General features: G+C 62.9%; 19 protein-coding genes. 10 read left to right on the forward strand and 9 right to left on the reverse strand.

Annotated features, from left to right (window positions below; genetic code table 11):
• Window positions 1-140: 140 nt before the first annotated feature.
• From NOX35_RS16985 to NOX35_RS17005, 5 genes are all read left to right on the forward strand, one after another.
• Complete coding sequence (locus NOX35_RS16985; protein WP_256494098.1) at window positions 141-1382, forward strand: MFS transporter; 1242 nt, start codon at window positions 141-143, stop codon at window positions 1380-1382.
• 453 nt (window positions 1383-1835) lie between these two features.
• Window positions 1836-2336 (forward strand): DUF2325 domain-containing protein, encoded by a 501-nt coding sequence (locus tag NOX35_RS16990; protein WP_182283389.1) that lies wholly within the window; start codon window positions 1836-1838, stop codon window positions 2334-2336.
• A complete protein-coding gene (locus tag NOX35_RS16995) occupies window positions 2333-2836 on the forward strand; it encodes a hypothetical protein (RefSeq protein ID WP_182283390.1) in 504 nt (167 codons plus the stop codon). The genes NOX35_RS16990 and NOX35_RS16995 overlap by 4 nt, the downstream gene beginning before the upstream one ends.
• A gap of 32 nt (window positions 2837-2868) precedes the next feature.
• Window positions 2869-3504 carry a superoxide dismutase gene (locus NOX35_RS17000; protein ID WP_256494099.1) on the forward strand — a complete coding sequence of 212 codons (636 nt, stop codon included), beginning with the start codon at window positions 2869-2871 and terminating at the stop codon, window positions 3502-3504.
• 3 nt (window positions 3505-3507) lie between these two features.
• Entirely contained in the window at window positions 3508-4425 is a 918-nt protein-coding gene (locus NOX35_RS17005; RefSeq protein ID WP_182283392.1) for a ZIP family metal transporter, read from the forward strand.
• A 46-nt stretch (window positions 4426-4471) separates the two neighbouring features.
• Here the strand turns inward: NOX35_RS17005 and rlmD are convergent, their stop codons facing one another.
• Window positions 4472-5971 (reverse strand): 23S rRNA (uracil(1939)-C(5))-methyltransferase RlmD, encoded by a 1500-nt coding sequence (gene rlmD / locus NOX35_RS17010; protein ID WP_256494100.1) that lies wholly within the window; start codon window positions 5969-5971, stop codon window positions 4472-4474.
• A gap of 152 nt (window positions 5972-6123) precedes the next feature.
• Window positions 6124-6435, reverse strand: a complete 312-nt coding sequence (locus NOX35_RS17015; RefSeq protein ID WP_182283393.1) for a hypothetical protein — start codon at window positions 6433-6435, stop codon at window positions 6124-6126.
• Between the two features lie 230 nt (window positions 6436-6665).
• Between NOX35_RS17015 and NOX35_RS17020 the strand changes: the two genes are divergently transcribed.
• Genes NOX35_RS17020 through NOX35_RS17035 form a run of 4 tightly spaced genes read left to right on the forward strand, consistent with a single transcriptional unit; the run spans window position 6666 to window position 9052 of the window.
• Window positions 6666-7217 (forward strand): GbsR/MarR family transcriptional regulator, encoded by a 552-nt coding sequence (locus tag NOX35_RS17020; protein ID WP_182283394.1) that lies wholly within the window; start codon window positions 6666-6668, stop codon window positions 7215-7217.
• A 47-nt stretch (window positions 7218-7264) separates the two neighbouring features.
• Window positions 7265-8149 carry an NAD-dependent epimerase/dehydratase family protein gene (locus NOX35_RS17025; RefSeq protein ID WP_182283395.1) on the forward strand — a complete coding sequence of 295 codons (885 nt, stop codon included), beginning with the start codon at window positions 7265-7267 and terminating at the stop codon, window positions 8147-8149.
• Window positions 8142-8579: a DoxX-like family protein gene (locus tag NOX35_RS17030; protein ID WP_256494104.1), complete on the forward strand. Its 438-nt coding sequence runs from the start codon at window positions 8142-8144 to the stop codon at window positions 8577-8579. Before NOX35_RS17025 ends, NOX35_RS17030 begins: the two co-directional genes overlap by 8 nt.
• Complete coding sequence (locus tag NOX35_RS17035) at window positions 8576-9052, forward strand: DUF2269 domain-containing protein (protein ID WP_256494105.1); 477 nt, start codon at window positions 8576-8578, stop codon at window positions 9050-9052. Before NOX35_RS17030 ends, NOX35_RS17035 begins: the two co-directional genes overlap by 4 nt.
• Before the next feature lie 111 nt (window positions 9053-9163).
• Here the strand turns inward: NOX35_RS17035 and NOX35_RS17040 are convergent, their stop codons facing one another.
• Both NOX35_RS17040 and NOX35_RS17045 read right to left on the reverse strand, forming a co-directional pair.
• The gene (locus NOX35_RS17040; protein ID WP_182282964.1) at window positions 9164-10708 is read right to left on the reverse strand and encodes a PAS domain-containing methyl-accepting chemotaxis protein; all 1545 of its coding nucleotides are present in this window, start codon (window positions 10706-10708) and stop codon (window positions 9164-9166) included.
• 196 nt (window positions 10709-10904) lie between these two features.
• On the reverse strand, window positions 10905-11381 hold the full coding sequence (locus NOX35_RS17045) for an Lrp/AsnC ligand binding domain-containing protein (protein WP_034356242.1): 477 nt from the start codon (window positions 11379-11381) through the stop codon (window positions 10905-10907).
• Window positions 11382-11496: 115 nt separating this feature from the next.
• Here NOX35_RS17045 and putA point away from each other — a divergent pair, with 115 nt between their 5' ends.
• Window positions 11497-15345 (forward strand): trifunctional transcriptional regulator/proline dehydrogenase/L-glutamate gamma-semialdehyde dehydrogenase, encoded by a 3849-nt coding sequence (gene putA, locus NOX35_RS17050; RefSeq protein ID WP_256494109.1) that lies wholly within the window; start codon window positions 11497-11499, stop codon window positions 15343-15345.
• 347 nt (window positions 15346-15692) lie between these two features.
• On the opposite strand, the gene NOX35_RS17055 is transcribed toward putA, so the two are convergent.
• The 5 genes from NOX35_RS17055 to ssuD all read right to left on the reverse strand — a co-directional run bounded on the left by NOX35_RS17055 (window position 15693) and on the right by ssuD (window position 20410).
• Window positions 15693-15908, reverse strand: coding sequence for a molybdopterin-binding protein (locus NOX35_RS17055; protein WP_003053517.1), 216 nt, complete (start codon window positions 15906-15908; stop codon window positions 15693-15695).
• 321 nt (window positions 15909-16229) lie between these two features.
• Window positions 16230-17162 carry a CysB family HTH-type transcriptional regulator gene (locus tag NOX35_RS17060; RefSeq protein ID WP_182283399.1) on the reverse strand — a complete coding sequence of 311 codons (933 nt, stop codon included), beginning with the start codon at window positions 17160-17162 and terminating at the stop codon, window positions 16230-16232.
• A gap of 69 nt (window positions 17163-17231) precedes the next feature.
• The gene (locus tag NOX35_RS17065) at window positions 17232-18230 is read right to left on the reverse strand and encodes an ATP-binding cassette domain-containing protein (protein ID WP_256494113.1); all 999 of its coding nucleotides are present in this window, start codon (window positions 18228-18230) and stop codon (window positions 17232-17234) included.
• Between the two features lie 115 nt (window positions 18231-18345).
• Window positions 18346-19191, reverse strand: a complete 846-nt coding sequence (gene ssuC, locus NOX35_RS17070; protein WP_182283401.1) for an aliphatic sulfonate ABC transporter permease SsuC — start codon at window positions 19189-19191, stop codon at window positions 18346-18348.
• Between the two features lie 10 nt (window positions 19192-19201).
• Window positions 19202-20410: an FMNH2-dependent alkanesulfonate monooxygenase gene (gene ssuD / locus NOX35_RS17075; protein WP_256494114.1), complete on the reverse strand. Its 1209-nt coding sequence runs from the start codon at window positions 20408-20410 to the stop codon at window positions 19202-19204.
• Window positions 20411-20427 lie beyond the last annotated feature (17 nt).

A 20427-nucleotide genomic window follows, 5' to 3' on the forward strand; every position in this document is an offset into this window, starting at 1 on the left:
CCCTGGCAGGCCGTCGCCGAGCGGCATCAACCTGCTCCGCAAACCTCAGGGCTGGCTCAGGGGCGGCCAATACTTCAAATGCAATTGATTATCATTTAATATGCTCTAAATCCTGCCTGACGGCGCTACCAAGGAATCTCATGAGCACCACTCCAGACCCCGACACTGCTCCCTGTCCTGCGCGGACTGCAGCGGCCTTCAGCATGAAACCGCTGATGTTCGAGACCTTGGTGTGCACACTGGCAATGATGTCCTTCGTGGCGCTGATCGGCCCGATCAGCCGGGTGCTCGGGCTGTCGCCCTGGCAGGCGGGACTGGCCGTGACGGTGGGCGGCATTGCCTGGGTGCTGCTCGCGCGCCGCTGGGGCGCGGCAAGTGACAGGCTCGGGCGCCGCAAGATCATGCTGCTGGGGCTTGGCGGCTTCGTGCTGTGCTATGCGGCGATGTGTGTCTTCATCGTGCTGGCACTGCGCCAACCGCCGCCGGTCTGGGTGGCTTTTGCGGGGCTGGTGGTACTGCGGGGCAGCGCCGTCGGCTTTTACGCGGCCGTGCCGGCCACGGGGGCTGCGCTGGTCGCGGACCATGTGTCTGCTGACAAGCGCGCAGCCGCCATGGCAGGACCGGGAGCCGCGAGCGGAATGGGCATGGTGGCCGGGCCGGGTATTGCCGGAATGCTCGCCAACCACAGCCTGGAGTTGCCGCTGTTCATCACGGCCATGCTGCCTCTTGCCGCGCTTGCCGTGATGTGGCGCTGGCTGCCACGTACCGAACATCATGCCGCGCCGGATGCCACGCCGCTGAGAATAGGCGACAAGCGCTTGCGCCGCCCTCTCGCCGCGGCCTTCGCAGCGATGTTCAGCGTGACGGTGGCGCAGGTGATCGTGGGCTTCTTCGCGCTCGACCGCCTGCACCTGGACGCCACGGCAGCGGCGCGCGCCGCCGGCATTGCCTTGGCGGTGGTCGGAGTGGCCCTGATCCTGGCCCAGTTGCTGGTGCGCAGCCTGAACTGGCCACCGCAGCGGCTGATCAGCATCGGCGTCGTGGTGTCGGCTGCAGGCTTCGCTTCAGTGCCTTTCGCCACCACGCAGGCGGCCTTGTGGGCTGCGTACTTCGTCGCTGCCGCAGGCATGGGATGGGTGTTCCCGGCCGTGACTGCCCTGGCCGCCAACTCGGTGAATGCGAACGAGCAAGGCGCCACCGCTGGCACGGTGGGCGCAGCACACGGAATGGGAATGGTCCTCGGGCCGCTGGTGGGCACATTGGTCTACGACATCGACCCGGGTGCACCATATGCGCTGATCGCCCTGCTGCTGCTATCGGTGCTGGCCATGTTGTGGCCCACGCGGCCGACGACGCCACAGGCAATAGTGGCCCAGCACTGAAGAGCGGTTGACGGCCGGGCGCTTTCGAGCACCGCCCATCTGCGCCGAGCTGCTGCGCACTGCACCCAGGTCCAATCCTTGCTGTGCCTGGGCTCGACGGTTCGCAGCCCCATGCAGCTGACGCACACCAAGGTCGCATTTGAGGGCCGCAAGAATCATGTCCAAGCCATTGGCGCACGGGCATTTCCTCCGCAGCCTCTTCCACCAAGGGTCTGACGGCAGCCATTTCCCACAATTCCCAGCCAGTCTCATGATGCTGATCTGGATGTCATATTTTCCTTGTGGATATTGAATACAAACCATTCTCATTTATATTTATGAATTATTGATTCCATTCTTAGCTGCACATACGCGCATCCCAGCGACGAGTTCTGTTGTGCTCTCAACCATGGGGACAAGACTGCCGTGCCAGATGATGACTTCAACCAAATACGCCTTGAGCATGAGGCCCTCATGCTGACCTATATGGAAGTGCAGACCCGCTGCACGGCACAGATGCAATCGCTGGCACGCGAAGTGGAGGCGCTCAAGCGGCAGCTTGTGCACCTCAGGGCCAAGGTCATTGTCCGCGACAGCGCTCTTGCCTGGGAACGTGAACAGCGCAACGCCCTGGCCCAGGCGATGGCACTGAATCTGCTGCAGCAAGAACCTCAACCTGCAGCTGAACAGGCAACGTCCGGCGTCGACTGGCCTCTGGTCGAGGATGCCGACAGCCAGGCCCTGTCCGAGCAACAACTCCTGGAAGCCAGTCTGCACGCCGCCGACCTGGTGATTTGCCAGACAGGTTGCATCAGCGACGGAGCCTACTGGCGCGTAAAAGATCACTGCAAGCGCACCGGCAAGACCTGCCTGCTTGTGGATCAGCCGACAGCCTTGCGGGTGGTACGCATTCACCCATCGGGAGAGGATGGAAAAGTCGTTGCTGCCCAAGCCTGCATCGAGGGTGCGTCATGAGCCACGGCACAGGAAACACCTGGGCTGCAGATTTGCTGTCTGCCTGGAAGCTGCACACTTGCACGGCGCTGACGGCAACGCGGGAGCTTCGACATCTCTCAGCACTTGAACACTACCGGCATGCACAACAGCTTGGCTTGCAGTTGCTGGTCGCAGAGCCCGGCGATATTGCCGACGATGACCGCATCGCCGCTTTTGTCGTTGCCCACCTGAATCTGGCAGATGCCCTCGCCGAAGCAGATCGGCCGGGAGCAGCATATGAATGCCTGCATGAGGCGCAACAAGCCCTGATGCCATTTCTGCAGCAGGACTCCACCAGGCAGTCCCTGAGCCTGGCGATATACCGTCATCTGCCCCAGCTCCTGGCCGCACGGGCCGAGCACGGTACAGCAGCCGCAGGCGTCTGCGCCTCGACATCCGCCCCTCTTCTCACCCACCCCGCCAGCGACAGGCAGTCCCGCCTTGCCAGCTTCGAGTCCGTGCATTCATCGCTGCACTGACTCCCTCTCCCTCACTGCCAAGGCTTTTACTCATGAGCTATACCCTGCCTCCACTGGCCTACGACTACGCAGCGCTGGAGCCGCATATCGATGCGCAAACCATGGAGATTCACTACTCCAGGCACCACCAGACCTACGTCAACAACCTCAACGCGGCACTCGAAGGCAGCAAGTATGCGCAATGGCCGCTGGACGATCTGCTCGTCAAGATCGAATCGCTGCCTCAGCCGCTTCGCCAGGCCGTGCGCAACAATGGCGGTGGCCATGCCAATCACAGCTTGTTCTGGCAAGTCATGTCTCCCAAAGGGGGTGGCCTGCCACAGGGCGCTCTTGCGGCAGCCATTGACAGGGACCTGAGAGGCTTCGAGAACTTCAAGACCGAGTTCACCAAGGCCGCCATCAGCCGCTTCGGCAGCGGATGGGCCTGGCTCGGTGTGGACCGCAGCGGCAAGCTGCATGTGGAGAGCAGCGCCAATCAGGACAACCCTCTGATGCTTGGCATTGGCAGCGGCAACACGCCGATTCTGGGCCTGGACGTCTGGGAGCATGCCTATTACCTGAAATACCAGAACCGACGTCCCGAATACATCGCTGCTTTCTACAACGTCGTGGACTGGAATGAAGTGGCGCGCCGCTTCGCTGCCGCCACCCAGCCTAGCAGGAGCTGAACCATGGGCCAGGACGGACTGCAGAGCACATCTTCAAGCCAACCGCCCCTGCCGCTCAGAACCCGGCTCGGGCTGCTGATCTCCGCTGCAGGCGCTCTGGTGCTTGCATCCATGGCCTGGAAGCAGCTGCAGATGAATCCAGCAGCACTGAATGCGCTGCTGGGCGGCAGCGTGGCGGCGCTGGCAACGGCGCTGGGCGCTCTGCCTGTGCTGCTGACCCAAAATCCATCCGAGCGGACTCAGGACACTCTATTCGGCTTTGGCGCAGGCGTGATGCTGGCTGCCTGCGCCTTTTCATTGATTCTGCCCGGGCTGGAAGCCGCCAGGGCAGTCACCCCGAGCGGGAGCAGCGAATGGCTGGGTGGTGCCCTGATCGGCGTCGCCATCTTGCTCGGCGGTGCCACCCTGCTGGCCATGGACCGCCTGCTGCCGCACGAGCATTTCATCAAAGGCCGCGAAGGCAGCCATGCGCGCCAGCTGCGACGCACCTGGCTGTTTGTGATTGCCATCACCCTTCACAACCTGCCCGAAGGTCTGGCCATCGGCGTGGGCTATGCTGCCAACGAGGGGCTGCGCGCCAGCTCGCTCACGCTGGGCATTGCCATACAGGATGTACCCGAGGGTTTCGTGGTCGCAGCCTCTTTGCTGGCTGCTGGCTATACCCGAGGCTTTGCGGTAGTGCTGGGCGCACTGACAGGGCTGATCGAGCCTCTGGGCGCCGTGATCGGCGCCATCGTGGTCAGCAGCTCCACCATGCTGTTGCCCTGGGGCCTGGGCTTTGCCGCCGGGGCCATGCTGTTTGTCATCAGCCACGAAATCATTCCGGAATCCCACCGCAAGGGCCATGAAGCCTGGGCCACCACAGGACTCATGCTGGGCTTTGTGCTGATGATGATTCTGGATACGTCCCTTGGCGGCTGAACTGCGCCGCGCAGGCGCAGTTCAGGGCGTGCTCGCTTATCCTCGCTTATGCGCGCTCGAAAACGGCCATGGATTCCACATGCGCCGTATGCGGAAACATGTTCACCACACCCGCCGCCACACAGCGATAGCCGGCCTGGTGCACCAGCAAGCCTGCATCACGCGCCAGCGTGGCCGGGTTGCAGCTCACATAGACAATGCGCTTGGGGAACTGCCAGCTTTCCTGACCCTCGGGCAGCGGAGGCAGCAAATCGGGCTGCTCTTCGCTGGCAACGCCGGTCTGCTTGGCGCCGATGCGGATCTGGTGAATATCGGCAAGTGCCTTGGACAGGGCAAACGCACCTTCACGCGGAGGATCGACCAGCCACTTGTCGGAATTGCCGTCGGCAATCAGCATGGCTGGGGTCATCTCGAACAGATTGCGGGCCACGAAGCTGGTGGGAGCCAGCTTGTCGTCTTCGCTGCGCGTGGCATTGTTGCCCGCATAGTTCTCGTGCGAGCGCTTGACCAGTGTTTCAGAGCCTTCAATGCCCAGTACCTCGCGCGCCATGGTGGCAATCGGCAACGTGAAGTTGCCAAGACCGCAGAACCAGTCGATGACGCGCTCGTCCTTTTTCGCATCCAGCAGGCGCAGCGAGCGCGTGACCAGCACGCGGTTGATATGCGGATTGACCTGGGTGAAGTCGGTCGGCTTGAACGGCATGGTGATGCCGAAGTCCGGCAAACCGTAGGACAGCTGTGTACCGCCTTCTTCCATCAGATGCACGGTATCCGGGCCCTTGGGCTGCAGCCACCACTGAACGTTCTGCTCGGCAGCAAAGTCGCGCAGGCGCTGCTTGTCGGCATCCGACAGAGGCTCCAGATGACGCAGCACCAGGGCAGTGACATGGTCGCCGCAAGCCACTTCGATCTGAGGACAGGTTTCGCGCGCATCCATGCTGGCGATCAGTGCGCGCATGGGCATGAGCATGGCATCCACATGGGGCGGCAAAATCTTGCAGACCTCCATGTCCGCGATGTAGCGGCTCTTGCGCTCGTGGAAGCCCACCAGCACCTTGCCCTTCTTGGCCACATAGCGCACCGACAGGCGCGAGCGGAAGCGATAGCCCCAGGCCGGGCCCTCGATGGGGCGCAGCAGCGTCTCGGGCTTGACCTTGGCCAGATGCCAGAGGTTGTCTTCCAATACACGCTGCTTGATGGCGACCTGGGCCGCCACATGCAGATGCTGCATCTTGCAGCCACCACAGGCGCCGGCGTGCAGCCCGAAATTAGGGCAGCCGGGCGTCACGCGCTGCGAGGATTCGCGGTGGATTTCAGTCAGCGTGGCCGCTTCCCAGTTGTTCTTCTTGCGATGGGTGCTGGCACTGACGATTTCACCGGTCAGGGCGCCGTCGATGAAGACCACCTTGCCATCGGGCTTGCGGGCTACACCCTGGGCATCCATGTCCATGGACAGCACTTCCAGCCAGCCCTCGGGCAGCGCCGGGGCATCAGACGGGACTTCGGGCAGGTTTTCGGGAATTTTGTTGTCGCGGGATTCACTCATGGTGCCCGATTGTCTCAGGCCACCCCATACCCGAGAGCCGACCACGGCAAAAAACTGCATGGGAGCCCATGGCACGCGCCCAGCCAATCGGCCTTCTGCAAGGCAAAATCAAGCCTCAATGTGCCGCCAACGCTTGGCTCACAGCTATGCAATCAGAAGCGTTGTTCTTCACGCAGGCGGCGCTCGCGGCTATTGCGCGCCGCAGCAATCTGGGCGCGCTCGGCGAGCAGGTTGACCTCGGTGGCACAGTTGTACTCGTCGAGCGAGAAAAACATGCGGGCTCCGGGGGCGAGTTGCGACACCGTCTGATGCAGGGGCAGAGACAGGTCGACCGGCGCCACATTGGAGCGATAGATCAGTTCGTTATTGGGTGCATAGACAAAATAGCAGGCAGCCGATGCGACCTGGGACCAAGCACAGGCTGACAGAACCAAGGCGGCACGCAAGACGGATGCAGCGGTCATGAACTCTCCCTTCCCTGACGGGGCTCCATGCCCCTGTAATGCGGCTATTTTACGAGTAGCGACGCCGCGACCAGGTTGATGTGAAATTTCTCTATCTCAAGAAAATTTCTTACCGCTCCGGCTCCCATGCCCAAAGCCTGCACAAACACCTTGCCGATCCCATTCAGGCGCTCGCACAATTTTAAATTTCTGTATTGACAGAAATTTCAAGCAAGACCACACTTCGTTTCATGCAACTGAGTCCTATCGCTGAACGCTTTGTGCACCACTGGGGAGATATGGGCAACGCCTGGGGCGTGAATCGCACGGTGGCGCAAATTCATGCACTGCTGTTCTTTCATGGCCGCCCCCTCAATGCTGACGAGATCTGCGAAACCCTGGGTGCGGCACGCTCCAACGTCAGCAACAGCCTCAAGGAGCTACTGAACTGGAACCTGATTCGCAGCAGCCGCAAGAGCGGTGACCGGCGCGAGTATTTCGAGACCTCGGCCGATGTCTGGGAGTTGCTGCGCACCATTGTGCGAGAGCGCAAGCAGCGCGAGTTCGACCCCACCAGCGCGCTGCTGCGCGAGCTGATCGCCCAGCCCGAATTCGAGCAGGAAACGCCCGATGCCCAGGACCGTGTGCACGAGACGCTGCGCCTCATGGATTCGCTGGGCATCTGGACCGACGAAATGCTGCGCCTGTCTCCAGCCACTCTGGACAAGATCCTGCGCCTTGGCGCCAGCGTCCAGCGCTTTGTCCGAGGCAAGGATGGCTACCGAGAGAGCGGCAGCGATTGAAGCCAAACTGAATTCTGTCAAGGCAGAAAAATGCAAAGGAGTAGCGTATGCGAGTTCTGATCTGCGGCGGCACAGGCTTTCTGGGCCGACATATCGTGAATGCGCTGGCCCTGCTGGACCACGACCCCGTGGTGCGCAGCCGACACAGCCAGCCGCCTCTGGACTTCAGCGCCTGCACCACAGCCGAGGCATGGCTTGAGCATCTGCAGGGCATTGATGCCGTCATCAACGCCGTCGGTGCTCTGCGAGACAAGCCCGACCAGGATCTGCAGACCCTGCACTCTCTGGCTCCCATCGCGCTGTTCGATGCCTGTGCCCAGGCCGGCGTGCGCCGCGTGGTGCAGGTCTCGGCCCTGGGCGCGGCTCAGGGCGGCACCCAGTACGCAAGCACCAAGCGCGCGGCCGACGAGCATCTGCTGGCGCTGGGCAGACAAGGCGGACTCCGTCCCGTTGTCGTGCGGCCCAGCATCATCTTTGGTGCGGGTGGAGCCAGCAGCCAGCTGTTCCTGAATCTGGCCAGACTGCCCGTGTTGCTGCTGCCCGAACTCATGCGCAGCAGCCAGATACAGCCCGTGGCCGTGCGCGACCTCGCCGAAGTGCTCGCGCATATGGCGACATCGGACACCTCCGAAGGTATCGTCGAGATCGGCGGCCCCCAGCCGCTTTCGACAGAGGCCTTCATCGCCAGCCTGCGCAGCCAGATGGGCTACGGCCCGGCATCGGTGCATGCCCTGCCCGACTGGATGAGCAAGGGCAGTGCCAGAGTCGGCGACCAGTTCCCCTCCCTGCCCTGGTGCAGTGAAACCATGGCCTTGCTGGAAAACGACAACGTTACCGATCCCCGGACCCTGGCCTCGCTGCTGGGGCGCGCTCCCGTGGCTCCGGATGCCATGCTGGCCACCTTGCCCAAGGAAGGCCGCCGCCATGCCTGAGGTGCAAAACAGCAGCAGAACCAACCCGCAGCAGCAAGCTGCCAGACTCATGCACGCCAGTCTGGTCGTCGTCTGGCTGGGCACGGCCCTGGTCAGCGCGCTGGACTATCTCGGGCTCTCGGGCCTCAACCACGAAGGTGCCCGCTTGCTGGACCAGGGCGGCATTGGCGATACACGCTGGCAGGCACTGCTCATCTGGTCCGGCCTGCTGGCCGATTTGGCTCTGGGCCTGGCCTTGCTGCTGCGCCCCGGGCGGGCCAGCTATCTGACAGCCCTGTTGCTTATGGTGGCCATGACCGTGATCGGCACGGCTCTTCAACCCGCGCTGTGGCTGCATCCGCTCGGGCCGCTGCTCAAGAACCTGCCCATCGCCGCCATGCTGTGGTTCTTGCTGCAAACAGGCCACTCGCACAACAGGCTTGAATCATGAATATCTATCTGCTGCTCAAGACACTGCACATCCTCTCCAGCGTGCTACTGGTCGGCACCGGCCTCGGCTCGGCCTTCTACATGTTCTTTGCCAACCGCAGCGGCTCGGTCGCGGCCCAGGCAGTGGTCAGCCGCCTGGTGGTGCGGGCCGACTGGTGGTTCACTACTCCCTGCATCTTCATTCAGCCGGTCACAGGCATTGCCATGGCCTATCTCGCAGGCTGGCCGCTCACCACTCCCTGGCTCGCGCTTTCGCTGGGCCTGTATGCGCTGGCCGGCATCTGCTGGCTGCCTGTGGTCTGGCTGCAGATCCGCATGGCGGCGATGGCGACCCAGGCGCATAGCCAGAGCCAGGCCCTGCCGCCGCTTTTCCAGCAGTATCAGTTGCGCTGGGAGGCCCTGGGCTACCCCGCCTTTGTAGCCATGGCCGGTACCTATTATTTGATGGTGAACAAGCCACAGCTCTGGGGCTGAGACGCTTGTCGCGGGCAGATCGCGTGCCTCCCGCTCAAAAGCGGGAGCACCCGGCTGCCGATGGCCACCATGGCCCGGCCCCGGCTGCATGGCGGCGCTTCGCTGCGCGGGCTAGCGGAACACGCCAATCGCTTCCACGAGATTTTTCACCTGCCATTGCAGGCTGCTCGACGCCTGCGTCCCCTGGGTCACCAGTTGCGCGTTCTGCTGCGTCAGATAGTCCATGTCCGCCACCGACTTCCCGACCTGGCTGATCTCCTCGCTTTGTTCGCGCGTGGCCTTGCTGATCTCGGCAATGAAGTCCGCCACGCTGCGGGCCTGAGAGACGATATCCCCGATATTGCTCCCCGCATCGCTGACCACCAGAGAGCCCGCCTCGACAGTGGCCGTGCTGGCCTGAATCAGCGCCTTGATCTCCTTGGCGGCATCGGCGCTGCGCTGCGCCAGGGCCCGCACCTCACCGGCAACCACGGCAAACCCCCTGCCATGCTCGCCTGCGCGGGCGGCCTCCACGGCCGCATTCAGCGCCAGCAAGTTGGTTTGAAAGGCAATGCTGTCAATCACGCCGACGATGTCGGCAATGCGGCGGGAGTTGGCCGTAATCGACTCCATGGTGGAGACGATCTGATCCATGGACTGGCCCCCACGCAAGGCCGCCGCGCTGGCCTCGCTGGCCAGCACACCGGCTTTTTGGGCTGTATCGGCACTGGACTGAACCCGGGCCGTGATCTGCTCCATGGAGGCCGAGGTCTGGGCCACATTCACCGCCAACTGCTCCGTCTGCCCGTGCAGATAGCTGTTGCCCTGCTCGATCTCGTTACAGGCCTGCTGAACATTGAGCGCCTGCTGATTCACATCGTCCACCAGCCAGCGGAACATGAGACCGATCTGGTTGACCGTGCGCAGCGTGGTGCCGATTTCATCCGTGCGCTGCAGGTATTGCGTCTGCCGGTTGTTGCCGGTGGCCACGTTCAGCGACTGACGCTTGAGCAGCTCCAGCGGCGTGGCGAACTGGCTCTCGAGCAATAGCGTCATCACCATCAGGGCCACCGTCATGAAGGCCGCCATCGACAGGAACTGCATCTGGCTTTGAGCCAGCAGCCAGGCCCCAAGCACCAGAGCGCCCCACAAGGCCAGCGAGTTCAGGCGAATGCGCCGGCGCACCCCCATGTGCCGCCAGATCGACAGCAGCTTCCCCAGCCCCTTCTGGGAGACTATGCCTTTGTGCAGCTCGGGAGCTGAACCGCCCTTGTCGTGCATGGACTCATACAGCTTTTGCGCCGCCTCGACCTCTTTGCGCTCGGGCTGGGTGCGCACCGACATATAGCCCTTGGCCTTGTCATTGCGGATGATGGGAATGGCATTGGCCCGAACCCAGTAGTGGTCCCCGTTCTTGCGCCGGTTCTTGACCAGTGCGCTCCAGGGCTCGCCGCTTTTGAGCGTGGCCCACATGTCGGCAAAAGCGGCCGGGGGCATGTCCGGGTGGCGCACCAGATTGTGCGTCTGCCCGAGGATCTCTTGCGGCTCGAAGCCGCTGACCTCCATGAACGCCTGATTGGCATATTTGATGTAGCTCTCCGTGTCCGTGGTGGACATCAGAGTTGCATGCTCATCAAAGCTGTACTCCCGCTGTGTCACTGGTGCATTGACTCTCATAGATGCCGCTTTTTGGTCATTAATCGAGAAAAACTGCACAGCTTGTGCCGCAGCCTGCACTGCGGCAACCACCTCTGTGTGTATCAATTATTTACATGTTTTTGGCGGCCCATCCATTCCTGAAAAAGCAGTTGTTGCTAGCCTGCGTCAACGCAGATACAGAGTCCTGAGTCCCTCATTCAAACGCGCTTTTCTCCTACAGAGGCAGCCGCGCATCGTCCTTGATCTCCTCCATCACCGCATAGGTTCTGGTCTCGCGCACGCCCGGAAGCTGCCACAGCACCCGGCCCGCGAAGTCACGGTAAGCCGCCATATCGGCCATACGGGTCTTGAGCAGATAGTCAAACCCCCCTGCCACCATATGGCACTCCATGATGGCCGGGTAAGCCAGCACGGCGGCCTTGAATTCGTCAAACACATGGGGCGTGGTTCGGTCCAGCAGCACCTCGACAAACACCGTCATGCCCACGCCCAGCTTCTGCGGGTTCAGCCGCGCTTCGTAGCCCAGGATGTAACCATCGCGCGTAAGCCGGGCCACACGGGCCTGTACGGCTGTGGGCGACAGCGCCACCTGCTCTGCCAGGCGCAGATTGGAGATGCGCCCATCGGTTTGCAGAATTGCCAGTATTTTTCGATCAATCCTGTCGATATCCACTTCTGAAGCATCGATCATTGGTGAATTCCTCTTTTTAATTCACTCAATATAGTGATTCATTTTTCGACAAACCAGCAATGATTTTCCCTATGTAGACAGCTGCGCCCGAGCCGCATGCAATGCAGCTGTGAACATGGTGAAGGCCGCGCACCCGCTCGCGTCCAGGCTCTACGACACCTGCACAGACATGCCGACTTTCACTGCGCTGCCAGATTCCAGCCGCCCTGCCGATGAACTGCGTCAAGCCATCAGTTGCGCCACCCGCATGGCCGAGTCCGATGCCGTGGCCCGGCTGCTGCCTGCAGCCACGCTGCCGCCCGCCGAGGCAGCCCAGGTCGCAGACCATGCGCAAAAGCTGGTCGAGCAGCTGCGCGCCCAACCCGCCAGCGCTGGGCGCCAGGGGCTGGTGCAAGGTCTGCTGCAGGAGTTTTCGCTGTCCTCGCAGGAAGGCGTGGCGCTGATGTGCCTGGCCGAAGCCTTGCTGCGCATCCCCGATGCAGCCACCCGTGATGCGCTGATCCGCGACAAGCTGCGCGGCGGCGACTGGCAGGCTCATCTGGGAAAGAGCCCCTCGCTCTTTGTCAATGCTGCCGCCTGGGGACTGGTGGTCACCGGAAAGCTGGTCGATACGCATAGCGAGTCAGGCCTGCTCGCGGCGCTCAAACGCATCACAGCCAGGGGCGGCGAGCCGCTGGTGCGCAAGGGCGTGGACATGGCCATGCGCTTGATGGGCGAACAGTTTGTGATGGGCGAGACCATTTCCCAGGCTCTGGAGCGCGCTCGCGAACTGCAGACCAGAGGCTTTCGCTATTCCTACGACATGCTTGGCGAGGCCGCCCTCACCGCCGAGGACGCGCAGCGCTACATGCAGTCCTATGTGAATGCGATTCATGCGATCGGCAAGGCCGCTGACGGCAAGGGCGTCTATGAACGGCCGGGCATTTCCATCAAGCTCAGCGCCCTGCACCCACGCTACAGCCGCGCGCAATGGCAGCGCGTGATGGGCGAGCTACTGCCGCGCGTGCTGCAACTGTGCGAGCTGGCACGCAGCTACGACATAGGACTCAATATCGATGCCGAAGAAGCCGACCGCCTGGAGCTGTCGCTGGACCTGCTGGAACAGTTGGCCCACGCACCTGGCCTGGCGGGCTGGAACGGCCTGGGCTTTGTGATTCAGGCCTATCAGAAACGTTGTCCCTATGTGATCGACTATCTGATCGACCTGGCCCGTCGCAGCGAGCGACGTCTGATGGTGCGCCTGGTCAAAGGCGCCTACTGGGACAGCGAAATCAAGCGCGCCCAGATCGACGGTCTGAGCGACTACCCGGTCTACACCCGCAAGCACCACACCGATGTGGCCTATATCGCCTGCGCTCGCAAGCTGCTGGCCGCACCCAGCGCCATCTACCCGCAATTCGCCACCCATAACGCCCAGACCGTGGCCAGTATCGAATCATTGGCCGGTGCCCAGCCCTACAGCGCCGGACGTTACGAGTTTCAATGCCTGCACGGCATGGGCGAGCAGCTCTATCTGCATGTGGTCGAGGCCGAGGACAAGGCCGCACGCCGCCCCTGCCGCATCTATGCTCCCGTGGGCACGCACGAGACACTGCTGGCCTATCTGGTGCGCCGCCTGCTGGAAAACGGCGCCAACAGCTCATTCGTGCACCGCATCGCCAATCCCGACTGGCCCATCTCTGATTTGATAGCAGCCCCTGCAGACCAAACTTGGGCCGAGGGCCAACCGGATCCCCAAACCCGAACCGGGGTGGAGACACTTCTTGCGGCCGATGACATAGGCCTGCCCCACCCCCGTATAGTGCTGCCGCGCGATCTGCTGGGCGAACAGCGCCGCAACTCCTCTGGTCTGGACCTGAGCGATGACGGTGTATTAAGCGCTCTGTCTCAAGCGCTTGCGCAAAGCCGGCCCGCACCACTTCGCCAGGGTATCCATGCCGTGCATGCCGCCGACACCATCGGCACAGCCATAACCAACCCGGCCAGCCATCAGGAGCTGCTGGGCTATGTCAGCGATTCCGGGCCCGCGCAGATTCAGCAGGCACTGCAGACGGCCGCACAGGCCCAGCCCGCCTGGCAAGCCAGCCCGGCCGAGCTGCGTGCCAGTCTGCTGCAGACCGCAGCCGAGCTCTTTGAAACGCAGATGCAGCCGCTGATGATCCTGCTGATGCGTGAAGCCGGCAAGACTGCGGCCAATGCCGTGTCCGAGGTGCGCGAGGCCGTGGACTTTCTGCGCTATTACGCGGCTCAGATTCGGCGGCAGGCCGATGCAGATCTGCTCGCCCCCGGCATAGGCCCAGTGGTCTGCATCAGCCCCTGGAATTTTCCACTGGCCATATTCACCGGCCAGGTCGCTGCCGCCTTGGGCGCCGGCAATGTGGTGCTTGCCAAGCCCGCCGAGCAGACCCCGCTGATCGCCCTTGAAGCCGTGCGCCTGCTGCATCAGGCCGGCATTGCGCCAGACGTTCTGCAGTTGCTGCCCGGCCGGGGCGAGACCGTGGGCGCCGCGCTGGTGGCCGATGCGCGCGTGGCTGGCGTGCTGTTCACCGGCTCCACCGAGGTGGCGCGACTGCTGGCTCTGCAGACCGCCGCCAGGCTGCGCCCCGACGGCCAGCCTGTAGTGCTGGTGGCCGAAACCGGCGGTCAGAACGCCATGCTGGTGGACTCATCCGCCCTGGTCGAGCAAGCCGTGCAGGACATTGCTGCATCCGCCTTTGACAGCGCGGGCCAGCGCTGCTCGGCCTTGCGCCTGCTGTGCGTGCAAAACGACTGCGCCGACCGGCTGCTGGCCATGCTGCGCGGTGCCATGCAAGAGTTGCATTGCGGCAACCCGGCCGAACTGGCCACCGATGTGGGGCCCGTGATCGATGCCGATGCCAAGACGGGTATCGAGCGGCATATCGCCAGACTCAGGGCTCTGGGTCTGCGCATCCATCAGTCGCCGCTGAGCCCGGAAACTGCTGCACAAGGGCATTTTGTGGCGCCCACGCTGATCGAGCTGCCCGATCTGCATCAGCTCAAGCGCGAAGTCTTCGGCCCCGTACTCCATGTACTGCGCTATCAAAGGCGCGAGTTGCCGCAGTTGCTGGAGCGCATCAACGCCCTGGGCTACGGCCTGACCATGGGATTGCACACGCGCATCGACGAAACCGTGCAGCAGGTCGCCCAGGCGGCACATGTCGGCAACCTGTATGTGAATCGCAATATGGTAGGCGCCGTGGTCGGTGTTCAGCCCTTTGGCGGCGAGGGGCTGTCGGGCACCGGTCCCAAGGCTGGCGGCCCGCTGTATCTGCCGCGCCTGCAGCAGATACCCGGCTCGCCCCTGAGTTTGCTCAGTCTGCTGCTGCATCAATCCGGAGAGGCACAGGCCAGTGTCACGCCCGTCACGGCAGCAGCGGCGACCGCCTTGCGACAGCTGGGCCACTGGGCCAGGCAGCATGGTGAGGCCATCGTCAGCCACGATTGCGAGCGACTGCAATCGGCCCTGCCCGATCTGCATGCCGCGCGCCTGCTGCCCGGCCCCACAGGCGAGCGCAATCTCTACCAGCTGCTTGGCAAGCCGCGCACACTGTGCCTGGCGCAGGAGAGAACCATGCTCCTGCAGCAACTGGCTGCCGCACTGGCCAGCGGCTCGCAAGCACTGTGGCTACCCGGCCCGCTAGGCACCGCAGTTCACGGCAAGCTGCCGGAGCCACTGCGCCGCCATGTGCTGCTGTTGCCTGCCGAGCTCAGTGTCGAGGAAATTGCAGAGACCGAGCCCATGGATTCAGCACTGCTGGAATGCGATGCCCCCCAATTTCTACGCTGGGCGCAGGCCCTGGCAAGACGCCCTGGCCCGTTGATACTGCCCACACGCTGTGTGGCAGGCCAGCCCGTTCGGCTGGAGCGGCTCTGGCATGAGAGAGCTCTGTCGCACAACACGGCGGCAGCGGGCGGCAATGCGGCATTGATGACGCTGGAATAGGCCCCCCCGAAGCGCTTTGCGCCTTCCCCCTCTCAGCTTCGCGGAGGGGGACGACAGCCTCGCTGCGGGGCGGCGGGGCCACCAAGGCCCTTGCTTGCTGTCCACTGCTCATAGGCCATGCCCGTTCGGCGCTGTGCGCCCGATACTCACCACGCTCCCTCGGAACCGTTGACACCACCCAGCCAACTGCAGGTCTACTATTGAGGCCAGGCGTGAAGCCGCAGACAGTACAAAGTACGGCAAGGCGAAGCAACGATATATCAAGAGTGGTATTAACGGGTCCAAAAAGAAAGACCCGGCGCAAGCAGTACCTGCGCTGGGTGCTGTTTCGATATGAATTCTGAGATTTACAGCTTGGCGATGGACACCTCGGTGGACTTGACCAGGGCCACCACTTCCGAGCCCACTGCCAAGCCCAGATCATTGACCGAGCGCGTGGTGATCACCGAAGTGACGATGCCCCAGGGCGTCTCGACATCCACCTCCGAAACCACGTCACCACGGATGATTTCCTTGACCTTGCCCTTGAACTGGTTGCGCACATTGATGGCTTGAATAGACATGTAGATTCTCCTGAGAAAGCGTGAAGGTTTTGAAAACAGCACTTGCTGCACTGCATGAAAACAATTCTGAAACCTTGTCCAAAAAACTCAAAAGAATAAAAACTCAAATTTTTATATCAAAAACATCTTAGAAATCAGAACCCAAGCCGGCAAGGCATCGGACAGCGGCGCCATCACGCCTTTGGCGAGGCGCAGCCTCGGTGGGCTAGCACGCGAGGTGACCATGAGCGCAATTCGGGCCAGAGCCATCCGCTTTCAACAGGCTTCAGGCACTGTTCCAGCGCGAGCTTGAGGCCCTTTCCGGCAAGCTGAAGCCGGACTTCAGCCTTCGGCAGACTGCAGTGCCGCACGCACCACCTCAGGCTTCAGTGTGGGCACAAAGCTTTCGATGAAGGCATAGGCATAGCCACGCAGCCAGGCATCGCGGCGCAGGGCCAGCCGTGTGAGATTGACCTCGAACAGATGGCGCGCATCGATGGCGCGCAGATGGCGGTCACGCTCGGCATCGAAAGCGATGGAGGCGATGATGCCCACGCCCATGCCCAGTTCCGCATAGGTCTTGATCACGTCGGCATCCATGGCGGTGAGCACCACATCGGGCACCAGCCCGGTCGCCGCAAACGCCTTGTCGATATGGGCACGCCCGGTGTAGCCCTGTTCGTAGGTGATGATGGGGTGGCGCGCCAGCGCCTGCAGCGTCAAGGCTCCTTCTGTATCGAGCAGTTCATGGCCGGGCGGAACGACCACGCTGTGCGACCAGCGGTAGCAAGGCAGGGTCACCAGGTTCTCATAGCTTCCCAGCGCCTCGGTGGCCACGCCGATATCGGCCTCTCCCGAGAGCAGCATCTCGGCCACCTGGCGTGGCGAGCCCTGATGCAGATGCAGCGAAACCTGGGGGTAGAGCCTGCGGAAATCACGCACCACCTGCGGCAAGGCATAGCGTGCCTGGGAATGCGTGGCAGCAATCGACAGGCCGCCGCGCTCGCTGGCGTGGAAGTCATCGCCCGCGCGACGCAGATTGTCGGCTTCCAGCAGCATGCGCTCGACAATAGGCAGCAAGGCCGAGCCTGGCGGCGTCAACCCCGTCAGACGCTTGCCGGCGCGCACAAAGATATCGATGCCCAATTCCTCCTCGAGCTCGCGAATCTGCCGGCTCACGCCGGGCTGCGAAGTGTGGAGCATGGCCGCCACTTCGGTCAGATTGAAGCCACACCTTGCCGTTTCGCGGACCGAACGCAGTTGCTGAAAATTCATATCTTGATGGCAGGCGGCACAGCTTGCGGCTGCGCCAGCCGCCTGTTTCTCTTTGTTTTCGTTGGATGCTCAAATCGCCCAGCGCAGACCCGTAGCCGGCACACCAGGCCAGCTCGGCAATCCGCTTGCCTGTTCTGACTCGGGCTTTTGCAGCACACGATCCAGAATGCGCGTCTCCAGCGCAGCAAAGCGGGCATCGCCATGCACACGCGGGCGCGGCAAATCAATGCGCTCATCGAGCGCAATGCGCCCATCCTCGATCAGCACCACGCGGTCGGCCAGGGCCACGGCCTCCTGTACATCGTGAGTGACCAGCAAGGCCGTGAAGCCATGGCTGCGCCACAGACCTTCGATGAGGCGGTGCATCTCGATGCGCGTCAGCGCATCGAGAGCGCCCAGCGGCTCATCGAGCAGCAGCAGCCGTGGCTGGTGAACCAGGGCACGGGCCAGGGCCACGCGCTGGCGCTGACCGCCCGACAGCCTTGCCGGCCATTCGTTTTCGCGGTCAGCCAGGCCCACCTGCGCCAGCACCTTGCGGCCGCGCTCGCGTGCCGAATCGGGCAACCCCAGAATCACGTTATCCAGCACCCGCTTCCAGGGCAGCAGACGCGCATCCTGAAACATGATGCGCGTATCCCTGTTCTGCCGGCGCTGCTCGCGCGCATCGCCCGCATCGATCAGCAATTGCCCCGCACTGGCCTCTTCCAGCCCGGCCACAAGGCGCAGCAAGGTGGACTTGCCGCAGCCGCTGCGCCCAACGATGGCGATGAACTCGCCGGGCTGTACATCGAGCTGCACCTGTTTGAGCACTTCACGCTCGCCATAGCGCTTGGTCAGCTGCAGCGTCTGCAGATGCACACCCTGGGCCGCTTTCTGCTGCACATCCGGCTGCTTGCTGTTGCCCTGCTGCTCTTCTTCCTCATCCTTGGTCCGCTGCCACAGCTTTCCACTCGCCTGCAAGGCCTCGGCCTCGTCCCAGGAAGCCTCCCAGGCCACCAGCGGCTGACGCGCATTCAGCGCACCTGCACCCACCAGCGACTGCGTCAAACGACTCCACAAACTGCTCATCACCAACTCCCGTCTTTGTCTGTTCAAAACTGGCGCAGCACATGCGCGTGACAGCGAGCAAGCGCCGCCGTGCAGCGAGGCTGTCGTCCCCCTCCGGGGGAAGCCGCGCAGCGGCTCAGGGGGCTCCATAGCTCGGATGCCAGCGCAGCCACCAGCGCTCGAGCGAACGGGCAAACACATCGGCCAGCTTGCCCAGGATTGCGTAGAGCAAGATGCCCACCAGCACCACGTCGGTCTGCAGGAACTCACGTGCATTCATGGTCAGGTAGCCGATACCTGCCTGGGCCGAGATGGTCTCGGCCACGATCAGAATCACCCACATCAGGCCCAGCGAAAAACGCAAGCCCACGAGGATGGAAGACAGCGCTCCCGGCAAGACGATGTCGCGATACAGCTGCCAGCGCGTGAGACCGTAGCTGCGGCCCATCTCGATCAGACCCGGATCCACGTTGCGAATGCCGTGAAAGGTGTTCAGATAGATGGGAAAGAACACCGAGACGCTGATCAGAAACAGCTTGGCCGATTCGTCGATGCCGAACCACAGAATGACCAGCGGAATCAGCGCCAGCGCGGGGATGTTGCGCACCATCTGGATCGTGGAATCGAGCAGCGTCTCGGCCCAGCGCAGCGAGCCTGTGAGCAAACCCAGCAGCAAGCCCAGGCTGCCGCCAATGGCCAGCCCCGCCAGCGCACGCCCGGCACTGACCTTGACATGGGTCCATAACTCGCCCGACTCTGCCAGAGCCCAGGCTGCCCGCAACACATCCAGCGGCGCGGGCAGTACCCGTGTGGACAGCCAGCCATAGGCCGATGCGGCCTGCCAGGCAGCGATCAGCGCGACCGGCAACAGCCAGGGCAGCAGCCGCAAGGCGAACTGACGCACCAGCAACTCCAGGCGCGGCACCGGCGGGCTTGCAGGCTGGGCCGCAGATGGCAACGTCAGCGTTTGAACATCACTCATACACACTCCTTCAGCTTTGCGACACTCGGACCTGCTCGCGCTCCGAAGCGGCGGCTCCCGAAGCGGCGGCTCGCGGCGAGTACAGATTGGCCACGGTTTCTCCAAACGGGCCACCCGGATTGCCGCCGCCCAGCTTTTCCTGCACGTTGACCGGCAACAGCGGGAAGACCAGCTCGGCAAAGCGATAGGCTTCCTCAAGATGCGGGTAGCCCGAGAGCACAAAGGTGTCTATGCCCAGATCTGCATATTCCTTGATGCGGTCGGCCACAGCCTGGGCGCTGCCCACCAGGGCCGTACCCGCACCGCCACGCACCAGACCCACGCCGGCCCATAGATTGGGGCTGATCTCCAGGTCCTTGCGGCTGCGCTTGGTGCCGCCCGCATGCAACTGGGCCATGCGGCGCTGGCCTTCGGAATCCATGCGCGCAAATGCGGCCTGGGCCTGTACCACGGTTTCGTCCTTGAGGCGGCTGATCAATCGCTCGGCGTCGGCCCAGGCCTCCTCATCGGTTTCACGCACAATCACATGCAGGCGAATGCCGAACTTGACCTGGCGGCCACGGCGCTCGGCCTTCTCGCGCACATCGGCAATCTTTTTGGCGACTTCGGCCGGAGGCTCGCCCCAGGTCAGATAGGCATCGACCTGCTCTGCCGCCAGCTCGTGGGCGGCGGGCGAAGAGCCGCCGAAATAGACGGGCGGATAGGGTTTTTGCAGCGGCGGGAACAGCAGCTTGGCCCCCTTGACCTGCAGATGCCGACCTTCGAAATCCAGCGACTTTCCCTCATGGCTGCGTGCCAGAATCTCGCGCCATATCTCGATGAACTCGGCCGATTGCTCATAGCGCGTCGCATGATCGAGAAACACACCGTCGCCCTCCAGCTCGGCCTGATCGCCGCCCGTGACCAGATTGATCAGCAGCCGCCCGCCGGAAAGCCGGTCGAAGCTGGCTGCCATGCGCGCAGCCAGGCTGGGCTGATGCAGACCGGGGCGCACAGCCACCAGGAACTTGAGGCGCCTGGTGACGGGCAACAGGCTGGACGCCACTACCCAGGGATCTTCGCAGGACCGGCCTGTGGGAATCAGCACACCTTCGTAGCCGAGGCTGTCGGCCGCAACGGCCACCTGCTTGACATAGTCATGGCTCAGCTGGCGTGCGCCTTCGCTGCTGCCCAGGTAGCGGGCATCACCATGGGTGGGAATAAACCAGAACACTTGCATGACGAAATCTCCTTGAA

Source organism: Comamonas sp. C11 (assembly GCF_024496285.1).
Lineage (GTDB): Bacteria > Pseudomonadota > Gammaproteobacteria > Burkholderiales > Burkholderiaceae_C > Comamonas > Comamonas testosteroni_F.